At 30.4% G+C, this 12,440-nt stretch carries 9 protein-coding genes and 8 tRNA genes; 2 read left to right on the top strand and 15 right to left on the bottom strand.

What is annotated here, in order from left to right; genetic code table 4:
- Positions 1 to 109 precede the first annotated feature (109 nt).
- The 11 genes from HLA87_RS01125 to HLA87_RS01175 form a co-directional block, all read right to left on the bottom strand.
- Entirely contained in the window at positions 110 to 1,303 is a 1,194-nt protein-coding gene (locus HLA87_RS01125; RefSeq protein ID WP_171111103.1) for an endonuclease, read from the bottom strand.
- 1 nt (position 1,304) lies between these two features.
- Positions 1,305 to 3,959, bottom strand: coding sequence for a hypothetical protein (locus HLA87_RS01130; RefSeq protein ID WP_171111105.1), 2,655 nt, complete (start codon positions 3,957 to 3,959; stop codon positions 1,305 to 1,307).
- Positions 3,960 to 4,263: 304 nt separating this feature from the next.
- Positions 4,264 to 5,886, bottom strand: a complete 1,623-nt coding sequence (locus HLA87_RS01135) for a CTP synthase (protein WP_237022750.1) — start codon at positions 5,884 to 5,886, stop codon at positions 4,264 to 4,266.
- A 174-nt stretch (positions 5,887 to 6,060) separates the two neighbouring features.
- Positions 6,061 to 6,136, bottom strand: a tRNA-Phe gene (locus HLA87_RS01140).
- 4 nt (positions 6,137 to 6,140) lie between these two features.
- Positions 6,141 to 6,217 (bottom strand) — tRNA-Asp (locus tag HLA87_RS01145).
- 3 nt (positions 6,218 to 6,220) lie between these two features.
- Positions 6,221 to 6,297 (bottom strand) — tRNA-Met (locus tag HLA87_RS01150).
- 42 nt (positions 6,298 to 6,339) lie between these two features.
- Positions 6,340 to 6,432: transfer RNA gene (locus tag HLA87_RS01155), tRNA-Ser, on the bottom strand.
- Between the two features lies 1 nt (position 6,433).
- A tRNA-Ile gene (locus HLA87_RS01160) sits at positions 6,434 to 6,509 on the bottom strand.
- 25 nt (positions 6,510 to 6,534) lie between these two features.
- Positions 6,535 to 6,611 (bottom strand) — tRNA-Met (locus tag HLA87_RS01165).
- 4 nt (positions 6,612 to 6,615) lie between these two features.
- Positions 6,616 to 6,692 (bottom strand) — tRNA-Ala (locus HLA87_RS01170).
- Positions 6,693 to 6,694: 2 nt separating this feature from the next.
- Positions 6,695 to 6,771 (bottom strand) — tRNA-Pro (locus tag HLA87_RS01175).
- Positions 6,772 to 6,953: 182 nt separating this feature from the next.
- Between HLA87_RS01175 and HLA87_RS01180 the strand changes: the two genes are divergently transcribed.
- Entirely contained in the window at positions 6,954 to 7,994 is a 1,041-nt protein-coding gene (locus HLA87_RS01180) for a Cof-type HAD-IIB family hydrolase (protein ID WP_171111110.1), read from the top strand.
- Positions 7,995 to 8,065: 71 nt separating this feature from the next.
- Here HLA87_RS01180 and HLA87_RS01185 read toward each other — a convergent pair whose 3' ends face one another.
- Positions 8,066 to 9,421, bottom strand: coding sequence for a M17 family metallopeptidase (locus HLA87_RS01185; RefSeq protein WP_171111112.1), 1,356 nt, complete (start codon positions 9,419 to 9,421; stop codon positions 8,066 to 8,068).
- A gap of 119 nt (positions 9,422 to 9,540) precedes the next feature.
- On the opposite strand from HLA87_RS01185, the gene HLA87_RS01190 reads away from it, so the two are divergent.
- On the top strand, positions 9,541 to 10,209 hold the full coding sequence (locus HLA87_RS01190) for a hypothetical protein (RefSeq protein ID WP_171111114.1): 669 nt from the start codon (positions 9,541 to 9,543) through the stop codon (positions 10,207 to 10,209).
- A 5-nt stretch (positions 10,210 to 10,214) separates the two neighbouring features.
- On the opposite strand, the gene gap is transcribed toward HLA87_RS01190, so the two are convergent.
- The 3 genes from gap to rplJ form a co-directional block, all read right to left on the bottom strand.
- Positions 10,215 to 11,222, bottom strand: a complete 1,008-nt coding sequence (gap, locus tag HLA87_RS01195) for a type I glyceraldehyde-3-phosphate dehydrogenase (RefSeq protein ID WP_171111116.1) — start codon at positions 11,220 to 11,222, stop codon at positions 10,215 to 10,217.
- A 224-nt stretch (positions 11,223 to 11,446) separates the two neighbouring features.
- A complete protein-coding gene (gene rplL / locus HLA87_RS01200; RefSeq protein WP_171111118.1) occupies positions 11,447 to 11,818 on the bottom strand; it encodes a 50S ribosomal protein L7/L12 in 372 nt (123 codons plus the stop codon).
- Between the two features lie 38 nt (positions 11,819 to 11,856).
- On the bottom strand, positions 11,857 to 12,360 hold the full coding sequence (gene rplJ / locus HLA87_RS01205) for a 50S ribosomal protein L10 (RefSeq protein ID WP_171111120.1): 504 nt from the start codon (positions 12,358 to 12,360) through the stop codon (positions 11,857 to 11,859).
- Positions 12,361 to 12,440 lie beyond the last annotated feature (80 nt).

Raw genomic sequence — 12,440 nt, forward strand, 5'->3', positions numbered from 1 at the left:
CCTTATTTCGTATATATAATTAATATAATTTTATATTAAGTTTTAATATTATATAGAACATTCGCTTCAATATCAAAAAAAGTGAGAAATGCTCACTCTTTTTTGCGGTTTATTTAACAGCAATAGCTATTCCTTTGTTGTGAAATTTAGAATCAGATTTAAATCATATTAAATCGATAAGCTCAGGGTAATCGCTAAATGGATTGCGTAGTCCATTATAATGTCTGGCTATCACATTATTTCTATCTACATCAAATGAATCAACGGCGTCTTGATTAGACCACTTTTTATAAACTTCTAGATACTTTTTAGTTATGTATGGGAAACTATTTTCAAATAAATCATTAGAAATAGAATTATTATGTGTAACGACAAAATAGAAATAAGCACGGGCTACATCACCTTTAAATTCATCTATCGGTTCACAAATTCTGTTTGTTTTGTCGACCTTAGTACCATTCCGACTGATTCAAGTTGGATTTTTGACGAAATAGTGTGGATAATTTCCTCTATTGCGATTAACAATCTTGTCAGTTGGAAATATAAAATGAGCATCGTTTCTTGTTGGTTCAACCTTGCCAAACCAAGACTGAGGCACAATGTGTTCTCTGTTGTATTTTCAACCTTCTTCAATTTCCTCTTTTCATTTTTCATTTGATTTTGAAGGACTTTTCTCACTGTTACCGTCGGCATCTTTTCCTTCGTGAAACTCGTAAGTGAAGTAATAAGGGTCTTTACCTTTAGGATTTTCTGAATAAATATCTAAAATGGTATTATCTTTTTCGTAGTATTTGTCTAAAAAAGCGTCTTTGTAAACGTTGTATAGGTAGGCGTACGTCTTAATACCTCTTATTTTGGATTGTTGCAACTTAAATAACTCATCAAAAAGTTCTTTACCGTTTAGGCCTTCTAATGAACTATAATAAGAATCTTTTTTATAAACTAGTCTTGTTTTTTTATCAACAGCAACAGCATCTGCTTTAATTTTGTATTCGAAAGTCTGTGGTTCTTGGTCTGAACCGGTTTTACGTAGTGAGTAAATTACGCTTCCGTTTGGTTTAACCTCAATATAAGAAATCTCATAACCTAATGGTAAATTTTCAACATTTAATTTAGAAATGACATTTTCAGTATCAGTTGATTTAAAATCTATTAATTCTGTCGGCTCTATGACTAACCTAGAGGCAATCTTTTCAAGATATGAATTATTAGTATTTTTATTATCACATTTAGCAGCGCAAAAAATGCTTGAAGAAGCTAAAAGCGAAATAGCTAAAACATTTAGTTTAAAAACTTTATTCATATTAATTTAAAACTATTTCAAATACTTGTTGAGGGTTTGAGTTATCTGAACGCAATTTAAATTTGATAACAATATTGCCATCAGAATTTTTTTCTAAATAAGGAGCTTTTCGGTTACCGTCAGCTTTAACATGAGGAATTACCTCATTTTTATAATTGTCTAAAAACATTCCATTTAATTTTAAATAACTCATTTTATTATTTGCGTTTTTGCTATTTGTGCCATATGTGAAATTATTATTTTTGAATTTTATGTATCCAAAAGGTTTATTAACTCCTTTGTCCTTTGCAAACTCTTTAAGTTCATTAATTTCTTTAACATAATCAGATACTAATTTATCAACTACAAATAATTTACCTTCTTTAGCAACATCAAGAATAGATTTAATTTCTTCATATTTCAAACCTTCGTAAACTTTAATATATTTTCTTATGGTTTGATCAGGTAATCTAAAACTGAATACTAAAGGCATTTTTCCTTCTTTGTATAGTTTTAGAGATTCTTGATATTTCTTAGCTGTGTTTTTAGTATTGGTTTTTACATAACCAATTGTGAAAAAATTATGTTTATTTTCTTGTAGCGTTGCCCCAGGCAATGAACTAAATTCTTTTTCACTAGTCCATTCATTCATTTTGATATCTTTTTCAGTAAGCATTCAAGCTGGTTTATCAGTTGGAATCTGTATTCTCAATTCTTGAATCATTTTTTCTGCGTCAGTCTCAAAATCGCCTTCTTTAAGTTGAATTGATCATGAATATGTTTTAATACTACCATCAGCAGCATTATATTTTACCGAAGCAGTTATTTTTCTTTGTGAATTGTCTCAATTATATGTAACATAATTAGTGATTTTGCCAATAGAAGTTTTTTCATTAGCAATTAATTTATTAACACCAATGCCTAATGATTCTAATGATGATTCACTAATTCCTGCTAAACCATCAACAGTAATAATTACTGCATTACGTTTAGCTTCGTTATTGACATAATCACTATAATACGATTTGTCACTAACACTAAACATGAATCCGCTTAATATACTTTCTAATTGTTGATCATTAAACTTGTCAATTTTAGTAAATCCATCAATATTAACACGGTGGATATAATCTTGTTCAGTTGACTCCCCAAAAGATGAATCCTTAGCGAGAGAAATATTTAAATTAAGATTTCCTTCCTTAAGATTTTTAGAATCAACTTCTACAGAATTGACTTTTACACCATACTTATCTAATAATTCTTTACTTTCTTCTTCACTTTTATCATCAATCTTAATGATTAATTGATCCTTTAGATTATCTTTGTGTTCGTTTAAATAATCAAAAACATTCTTTGTAGATTTATCTTTAAGATCTAATGTTAATCTATTTACTACATTTTGAATGCTTAATCCAGGTTTGTATCCAAATGGTCTTGATTCAATATTCAGATCATCAATATTGTAGTCATAAATATTTGTAATTCCGAAGCTAAAGGTTAAATTACCATTATAATCTCCATCGATTGATGTTACTTCTAATGCAAATACTTCATTCAATGTGTCAATTGGTAGGGCAATATCACTGTCAGGGTCATTTTTGACAGTGATAATATAGTCGGAATTGAATTCTTTAATATCTTCTAAATACACAGTGTTAATTTCAGTATTAGTTTTAGATATTTCGAATTTTGCCTTATTTGTTAAGTAATTGATCATATCTTTTTTTGAAGTGTATTTATTGAAACAATCAAATGTTTTTTCAACTTCAGAAAAACGTTCAACCAAATTATTTCCTAAGTCCTTAACAATTGCATCATATTTAATTGTTAATGTACCAAGTTTATCATCACTTTTTTTGATAATTAAACTATCAAATGGTATAGTTATTTCTACTTTATTATCAATATTACCTTTTTCATCAAATAATTCATAAAACATATTTTTATCAATCTTTGAACTAATATATGAACGGTAATTATTATCTAATTTATGTTTGAACTCTAACTTTTCTAGTAATTTTTTCATATTTTCGTTGCCTGAAACAACTTTTAAATTAGATTTTTTAAAACCTTCAATTGCAAATTCATTTACATTAGATTTAATATCTGTGTCTTTAATTTTCAATAAATATTTAACTAAAAGTTTTCCTTCTTGATTATCAGCAATTACTGAAATAATATGCAAATCGTATTCATTAATATCGCAATTTGTCGCTTGAACATTATCTTTTCCAAAATCAGAAGCAATTTCGTATTGAAGGTTTTCTTGTTCAATATTTTTTATACTAAAATTAACATTTTTAGCTTTTTCATTGATTTCGTTAGCATTTAATATTTTGAAACCTTCAATCGAAATTATTTTTTCGACTCTCTTATTTGATTTATCAACAAAACTAAATTTAACAGATAATTTACCAGTACTATCATCTGACATAACGTTAATAAGTTTTACTGATTCATTGATTTTTGTATCGTTTTCGTCTAATGATACAACCTTTATTTCCTCTTTTTTTATTGAGCTTGCATAAACACTATGAATTTCTTTTGCATCCACATTAGCAATTTTTAATTCAAAGTTTGAATCTTTGTTTTCGTTTGAAGAACAAGCAGCAGCAAGTGTCGGGGTTGAAATTGCTACTATTCCACTTCCTATTAATAATAATTTCATTTTCTTCATTTTTTTTACTCCTCTCAAATCCTTTAACCATTATTAAATTTTAAAAAGCAAAAAAATATTAAACAAAATTAACTTTCTCAATCGAATAATGATTTAAATGATTATTTTATTTCAAATATACATCCTTAAAAATGAATTACGTAAATTATATACTTATTGCATTTAGACAATAAAATAGCTTTTAAAATACATAATTATTAATATATTTTCCACATTTTTTTCATTTTTTTTAATCTTTGACCATTCTACATTTAGAAAAAATCAAATTTAAAAAACATTGCAACGCAATGTTTCAATAAATTAATTATTTTGATGATTTATTTAACCAAGTTGCATTTAAGAATTCATTAAACAAAGGATTTGATTTTAAGACTCTGGTTGTAAATTCAGGGTGATATTGAACACCTAAATAAAAAGGGTGATTTTTAACTTCGCAAATTTCGGCAACTTTTAACTCCGGATGTATTCCGCTAAAAATGAATTCATCGTCTTCTAGCGAATGACGATATTTATCAGCGATTTCGTATCTATGTCTATGTCTTTCATAAAAAATTTCTTGACCATAAATTTTTTGTGCTAAAGAATTTGGTAAAGCAATAATTTTATCTTCGCCTAATCTTAAAGTTCCGCCCAATTTCATTGTGTCACCATTTTCGTAAAACGGAGTTAACACAAAATTTTGTTTGATTTTTTTATCAGCAAACTCTTTACTTGTAGGATTTTTTATTCCTAATCTTCTAGCTTGTGCGACTGCCATAGCTTGAAATCCTAAACAAATACCTAAAGTTGGAATTAAATTCTTCCGTGTATATTCTGCTACATTAACCTTAGAATAGAACCCTCTAACACCAAAACCGGGAAGAATCATGACACCATCAACATTGCTAAACATTGTTTCAATATTTTCATCTGTTATTTGTTCAGAATCAACTAATTCATAATTTAATTTTACATTTAAATGAGCAGCAGCAATTTTTAAAGAAGAAATGATGGATAAATATGCATCTTCAAGACCAGTATATTTACCAACTAATAACAAATTAACTGGTTTTTGTCGCTTTGATAAATATTTTTTTATGAATTCATTCCATTCATTATTTGCATTTTGAAGAATTGGTTTTCTAATATTAAAGTGTTTAAAAATAATTTCGATGATTCCTGATTTTTCTAAAAATAATGGAATTTCATAAATGTTTGCTTTATCAGGAATATTAATAACGTTTTCGGGTTTTAAAAAAGCATTTTCACTAACTTTTTTTATTATTGATAAATCAACATCTCCTTGTGAACGCAACAATAACAAATCAGGGTTTATACCAAATGAACGAAGAGAAGCAATTGATACTTGACTCGGTTTAGATTTATATTCTTTTGAAGCGGTTAAAAATGGCACAAAAGCTAAATGCGCAAACATTGTTTGTTTTTTGTATAAACTGGCGAATTTACTTATCGCATATATGTAGGGGTTTGACTCCAAATCTCCTACAGTACCACCAATTTCAATCAGCATGAAATCTGGTTTCTTATTTTTTGCTAATGACACTATAATGTCAATTATTTCGTCAATTACATGGGGCACAATTTGAACTGTTTTTCCGCCATATTCTCCCTTTCTTTCTTTTTCAAAAATTCTAGTGAAAATACGTCCGGTTGTAAAGTTAGATTCTTTAGTTAGTTTAACATCTATAAATCTCTCATAGTGGCCTAAGTCTAAGTCAGTTTCTCCACCATCGCTAGTTACATATACTTCTCCATGTTCCATCGGATTCATGACTCCAGGATCAATGTTTAAATATGGGTCAAGCTTCAAAACAAAAATATTGAACCCTTGAGCCTTTAATAAATTACCTACGCTTGCTGCTGTAACTCCCTTTCCCAATCCACTTAATACTCCACCTGTTGTAAAAATAAACTTTGTTTTTTGCATAATTAAACTCCTTAATAATATTTTAATCATATAACAAAGATGTGAAAATCCCTCCAATTTAATAAAAATAAAAAACCTTTGGCGGACTTAGCTAAAGGTTTTGGAGGCATAAATTTTATGTTTTTAAAGGAAATCGCGAAAAAAAAGCCCTACTTGGGGGCGATTTTCATCATATGGTGGCTCCGGCAGGAATCGAACCAGCGACACACGGAGCTTCAATCCGTTGCTCTACCTACTGAGCTACAGAGCCAACATGGCGGTCCAGACGGGGATTGAACCCGCGATCTCCTCCGTGACAGGGAGGCGTATTAAACCACTTTACCACTGGACCATTTGGTGGCGGAGGTTGGACTTGAACCAACGACCTCAGGGTTATGAGCCCTGCGAGATACCGAGCTTCTCCACTCCGCGATGTGATATTTTTTTTGTAAATAGGGTGCCATTTAAGGCAAATGGCGGGTGATGAGGGATTTGAACCCCCGCGGGCCGTGAAGCCCCTGCTAGTTTTCAAGACTAGTCCCTTCAGCCGGACTTGGGTAATCACCCATGGTGGACCTAACTGGATTCGAACCGGTAACCGACCGGTTATGAGCCGGTTGCTCTAACCGTTGAGCTATAGGTCCATAACAGTTAGATAATTCCATATAATGGTAGCGTCGAAGAGAGTCGAACTCTTGACCTTCCGGGTATGAACCGGACGCTCTAACCAACTGAGCTACAACGCCATAATGGTGGAGGATATGGGATTCGAACCCACCACCCCCTGCGTGCAAGGCAGGTGCTCTAGCCAAATGAGCTAATCCCCCAATGGTGAAGAAGACAGGATTTGAACCTGCGACCACTTGGTCCCAAACCAAGCGCTCTACCAAGCTGAGCTACTTCTCCGCTGGTACGCTTTTCGTTTAAAAAGCAAGATTATTATACCATATCAAAACACCCTTCAAAGTATTTATTAAAATTTTTTTTAATATTTTACAAGCGCGAAATATGTCCTATAAAATAGTCTCAAAACAGTTAATAAGGTGCGAAAAAGTAATAAAATAAGTAATATACGGAGACAAAAAAATATGAAAAAAAATATTAATTTAAGTAATGAGAAATTTATTTCTTTTAAAAAAGATTTAAGACTTACTAAAAATGAATTTTATAATCTAGTTGAAATAAAAAATGATTCTGAGTTAAGTTTAATACCTTTATTTAGATTTCACAACAAGACTACTAAAGAAGAAATAATCGTTAAAATTAACAATGTTAACGAATTCGTTTCATTCAGGACTCAAAAACTAGACATCAAGGATTTTGATACTTTTGTTTTTGATATGGATGGAACATTGCTTGATTCTAAAAAAAATATCGTGCCTACTAATCTTGATAAACTAAATGAACTAAGAGCATTGGGCAAAAATATTTGCATTGCAACTGGTAGAGCTATATTTATGCTTGAAAATTATCTTAAACTAATACCATACAACTTACCTTTCTTATGTGCAAATGGCGGTATGGTGTACGACCATCAAACAATGGAGATGATTTCAAACTTTAATATTAAAGATTATGACGCTAAATTATTGATGGATAAATGCGAAGAATTAAATTTAGGTTACTATGTGTTTTGAAATAATGGCCTTGTCGGAGTAAATGTCGAAAATTCTGAAGACTTCAAATCACGTGATTATTCAAAAATGATGAAACCCGAGCACTGAGCTTTAAATCCAGGTCGAGAATTTTTAAAAGGAAAGACAATTTGTAAAATTTTAGTAACATTCGATGCCCACCAACAACAAGACATTTTAAATTTTGCCGATTACGTCAAAGAATTTAAATCATTAGTCGGTGTACAAACTCAAAAAAACTTCTTTGATGTTGGTGAACCCAGTTCAAAAGCTAAAGCGTTAGAATCGATTGTTAACAAATATAACATCGATTTAAATCGAACTGTTTCATTTGGAGATGCAAACAATGATGCCCCAACATTCGAAGTAACAGCATTATCATGTGCGCCTTTAAATTCAATGGAAAATGCCTTGAATGCTACTACATTTGTTTCAAACAAAACATCAAATGAAGATTGAATTGCGGATTTTATTAATAAATATTTGCAAAAATAAAACACTCCGATTAAGGAGTGTAAAACTTGAGCTAAAATGATTATTCAAGTTAAAACACGGAAACGTGTTTTTTATTTTAAAATTGCAAATTCAACCAGAGTATCCAATAAAGCCCCTAAAGGTTTTCCTTTTAAATCAGCAGTACCCGCAATATCGCAGTGAATATAAGGAACATTATTAGTAAATTGTTTTAAGAACATTGCGGCTGTATTGTGATCCGACGTCTCGTCGTTATTGTAGTTATTCAAATCAGCAACTAAGCTTGCAGTGTTTGGTTCATGGAAATCTTCATGCATTGGCATTCTTCAAACTTTTTCCTTAGCGTTATTAGCAGCAGTGTTGAAAATATCTCAATTTTCCTCATCTGTTGAATAAATTGCTGAATATTCATGTCCTAAAGCACTGACACATGCGCCTGTTAATGTCGCAACATCAACTAATGATGTTGCGTTCAGTTTTGTTGCTGCATAATATAATCCATCAGCAAGAACTAGACGTCCTTCGGCGTCTGTGTCGGTTACTTCTACAGAAATTCCAGCCATTGATTCATAAACATTTTCTGGTAAAGAAGCGTCACCGTCTTGACGATTATCAGTAATGCACATTACGGCTGAAACATTCTTTTTAATCTTTAATTCAGCAGCAGCCTTAACTGCGTAAGCCGCAATAACTGAACCAGACATATCAAACTTCATGCCCTCCATGTGATATCCTTTTGTATTCATCCCGCCAGTATCAAATGTTATTCCCTTTCCAACAAATACTACTTTTTCATCAGAATTAGGATCTCCGTTATATTCAATTACAACTACTCTTGGAGCAAATGTGGAACCTTTGTTTACAGACAATAGCAATCCCATGTTTAAATCGGAAATTTGTTTTTTATTTAATACTGTAATTTCCAAATCTTTATTTTGACTGAATTCGTCTGCAATGAAGTCAGCTAATTTTTCTGAATTACAGAAGTTTTCGGGCATTATTTGTAAGTTTCTTGCTGAGTTTTTATTTAACGCAATTGTTGCGCATTTATGAGCAATGTCAACATATGAAGCATCGGGGAAAAGAAAAGTAAATTGTCTCTTTTCTGGTGCTTCTTTTTTCTTATTGAATAAAACAGCTTCATATAAAAATACTCTTGAATAAAAAGCTTTAATTACCGCTTCCATATCCAAAATACTGTTTGTAAATGTTATTAATTCAATTTGATAATCTCTATAACCTGTAACGATGTTTCGATCAATTAATTTTACCAATTCTGAATAATTTAATTCTTTTTCAATGAAAATGTAAGCGATTTTGGTATCCGTAAATTCAGTAATTTTTCCGTGTTTTTGAGATATTTTATCGTTCAATTTTTCAGCTTGTTGTTTATTAATTGCTTTAAGAACGAATCTATCATTTCTAAATGTCGAGTAATATCTAATCATACGACCTCCTAATATATATGATTATTATATATTTAATTTAGAAGTATTGAATTTTTTCAGTAAAAATATCAATTTTTTGCGTTTTTTTATTTATACATACTTATTGGCGAATAAATAATATGCAAATAAATAACAACACATTTAAATCTATTCTTATTTCTTATTTTGCAACTTTTATTAAAACAAAATCAATTAGTTTTATGAGTTGACCAAACAAGTTAATTAATTATCAAATACGAATTGAAGTTGTCTGAAACAAAAATTTTATATTTCACTCGTTAGGTTTATCAAAAATTAAAAATAAAATTAAAAATAATTACAAACTAAATGAATTTATTAGCGATGTTTATTTTAACAGGATGTGTTACAGCAACATCAATCAATTATTGACCAAAAACAAAAAACGTATTGTGTTGAAGAAAATTTTGGCAATTAATTGAATTACTTCCCACTTCAAAGATAAAGGTTTTTTTGCAAATTTTAAAATCAAAAAAGGGTTTGACAAACCAAGTGCATATGAACAAAGCGAATGCATCCTTTATAGCAAACCAATAGAAAATAAAATTGTTGCATTACACTGTAAAATCGGTAATAAATACAATTTAGATATTAAAAATAATCGCTCAATATTCTGAAACAACAATAAGGATACACTAAACATTGTTGTTATTCCTATATCTATAAAATTGTTAAAAAAAGATAACCTTAAACTGATAAATTTTTGAAATATTAATTGAACATTTTTAAATGAATGAATAAATAAAAAAACGAGTGCTGAGCACTCGTAAAAAGATTATTTAAAACTTGCCATTAATTTTGTAACTCTAACTAATTGTGATACATAAGACATTTCATTATCGTATCATGCGAAAATTTTGTAAATTTTTTCACCATTAGCTTCTTTAACTTTTGTTAATGTTGAGTCAAAAATAGAACCGAAGTGTGAACCAATAACATCTGATGAAACAATTAAGTCTGTATTGTATTTCAATGTTTCGTTAGCTGCTTTTTCAAATGCAGCATTAATTTCTTCAACAGTTGGTTGTTTTTCCAATTGAACTGATAAATCAACGAATGATCCAGTAATTGTTGGAACACGTAAAGCAAAACCATCTAAAATTCCAGAAGCTTCAGGAACTACCAAGCCGATTGCTTTCGCTGCGCCTGTTGATGAAGGAACAATATTTTGTCCTGCTGCACGAGCTCTACGTAAATCACCTTTTCTGTGTGGGCCATCTTGTAACATTTGGTCTCCTGTGAATGAGTGAACTGTTGTCATAAATCCATTTTTAACACCAAAGTTATCAACTAAAACTTTAACAACTGGCGCTAAACAGTTAGTAGTACATGATGCTGCTGAAACAATAGTGTCTTCAGCATTTAGTGTTTCGTGGTTTACGTTGTAAACAACGGTTTTAACATCTGAACCAGCTGGAGCTGAAATTAAAACTTTTTTAGCACCTGCAGTTAAGTGTTTTTCCGATAGATTTCTTTTTACAAAGAAACCAGTACATTCAAGAACGATGTCAATTCCTAATTCGCCTCAAGGTAGATTTTCGGGATCTTTTTCAGCAAATACTTTAATTTCTTTGCCGTCTACTCAAATAGATCCGTTTTCAACTTTAATATCATTTGATAATGGTCCAAAAGCTGTATCGTATTTAAGTAAATGAGCTAGCATTTCAGGTGCTGTTAAATCGTTTACGGCTACAACTTCAATGTCGTTTTCTTTTGTTTCTAATAAATGACGTAATGTTAGACGTCCGATACGTCCAAATCCGTTAATTGCTATTTTTTTCATGTTTGCCTCCTCATGAATTCTTTTCGATATTTATTTATTTGTAATAATTTTACTAATTATTTATCTGCTTATTTATAGTGTATCGGTCAAAATGTGAAAATTTTAAGGGACTATTACCACAAAAAAATCACACCTTTTTTTTCTTTTTACCCTATTAGATAATTGAAAAAATAAAATAAAAGACCAAAATGGTCTCTTATAAAATATTATTCTTGTTATAGAAATTATTTGAATTCAACTGATGCGCCAGCTTCTTCAAGTTTTGCTTTTAGTTCTTCAGCTTCGTTCATTGTAACGTTTTCTTTAACTACAGCAGGTAATGTTGAAACTAATTTGTTTGCATCCATTAGTGCTAATCCTAATAGTTCTTTAACTACTTTAACGATTGGTAATTTTTTACCATTGTCAGCAGTAATAACAACGTTAACTGATGATTTTTCTTCTTTAGCTTCGCCAGCTGCAGGTGCTGCAGCAACAGCAACTGCTGAAGGGTCAATACCAAATTCATCTTTCATTGCTTGAACTAATTCCATAACTTCTTTAATTGACATTTCTTTTAAAGCAGAAATAAATGTATCTTTTTCTAATTTAGCCATTTTATTGTTTCCTTTCGATTAAATTGTTGTTTGAATTACTATTCGCTTTCTTTTTCACTATATAGTTTTAAAGAAAGGGATAGTTGTTGTAGAGGAGCGATAAGTGAACGTGCAAGTATACCAAGTGCTTCTTCATAGTTTGGTAATGTAGCAACTTCAGCAACACCTTTAGCATCGATAACTTTTCCTTCGAAAATACCAGCTTTAAGTACTAATAATTTATTTGTTTTAGCAAATTGACTTAATACTTTAGCGGCAGCTAATTCATCCTCATTGCTGAAAGCATAAATGTTAGGTCCAACTAAGTGGTTTCCTAAAGCTTCAAAATCTGTATCTTTAAGTGCATATTTGAAAATACGGTTTTTGAAAACAACTAACTCAACGCCAGCTTTTTTAGCTTCAACACGTAATTCTGTTAATTCAGCAACAGAAAGTCCACGATATTCAGCAACAACAAGTCCTTTAGTATTTTTGATTTTCTTTGAAATCATTTTTGCTTGTTCTTTTTTCATTAATTTGAATTTAGATTCTTTTGCGTTCATATGGAGTTTCCCCCTTTCGTAATTAATAATTAGCAATACGATTATAAAATATAGACAATATGTTTATGGTATACATTCGG

Source organism: Mycoplasma miroungigenitalium (genome assembly GCF_013008635.1).
Classification (GTDB): domain Bacteria; phylum Bacillota_I; class Bacilli_A; order Mycoplasmatales; family Metamycoplasmataceae; genus Mycoplasmopsis; species Mycoplasmopsis miroungigenitalium.